Source organism: Amycolatopsis thailandensis, assembly GCF_002234405.1.
Lineage (GTDB): Bacteria > Actinomycetota > Actinomycetes > Mycobacteriales > Pseudonocardiaceae > Amycolatopsis > Amycolatopsis thailandensis.
Genome location: NZ_NMQT01000053.1, coordinates 1 through 942, shown reverse-complemented (window position 1 = coordinate 942; position 942 = coordinate 1). Strand labels below are relative to the sequence as shown.

Sequence of the window (942 nt, the reverse complement as noted above, 5' to 3'; positions counted from 1 at the left end):
GTCCGGACGGCTCACCCCGGCCGGACGAGGCCGGGGATCCGATCGAGACACCGAACAACGTCCAGGGTGTCGTGGTGCGCGACGACGAGTTCATCTTCTCGTCCTCCGACGGGCACAGCGGCAAGTTCTACCGGCAGGACCGGACGCCGGAGTGGTACGACTTCAACGATCGCGAGGAGATCGAGCTGAAGGGCGGCGAGCCGGGCAACGAGGACGGCTACGACTCCCACGGCGTCGAGGAAGCCGTCGAGATCGACGGGGAAATCGTGCTGGCGCACGAATCCGGCGCCTACGGCTACCAGAAGAACCCTGGCTCGAAGTGGGACGAACCGGAGCTGACCAGGATCTCCCTGGAGGAACTCGGTCTCGACCCCGACGGCGCGCTCTCCCCCGGCGACGCCGGATACGAAACCGATCCCGACTCGCTGGTCGGTGCCGCGGGCGTACTGGACGGGGCGACGTCGACGTTGAGCACCGCGGCCGGCGCGATGTCGCGGCTGCAACTGGTGCCGCATCTGCTCGGCGACGTGCCCGCGGCGACCACCTTCAGCCACACGCTGACCAAGCACGTCACGATGGCGGGCGACCGGCTGACGGCCGGGGTGGAAACGATCGGCGGCATCGCGGACAGCCTGGTCACCGGGGCGGACACGTACCGGCGCATCGAGGCCGGGGTCAAGGAAGGGCTGGACAAGCTCGGCGAAGTCCTCTCCTGAGCCGATGAAGTCGCGGGGATCTCACCGGTTCGTCGGAACCTACGTCAGGTCACGCTTCGCGGGTCCCTGCTGTGTCGTCACCGAGAAGGATTCCCAGCAGGTCGTTTCGTAGTGGTGCCGACGGTTCCTCTGTCGCGGCGAGGGCGCGTTGGCGAATGCGAGACAGCGTCGCCGCGCTCTGATCGTGCAGTGCCTGGGATTGGGCGAGGTGAAGCCGGACCGCTGA

The 942-nt window shown here is 67.7% G+C and carries 1 pseudogene; it reads left to right on the top strand.

The window, feature by feature from the left end:
* Positions 1 to 716, top strand: a pseudogene (locus CFP71_RS15325) (WXG100 family type VII secretion target); the annotation flags it as partial.
* Positions 717 to 942 lie beyond the last annotated feature (226 nt).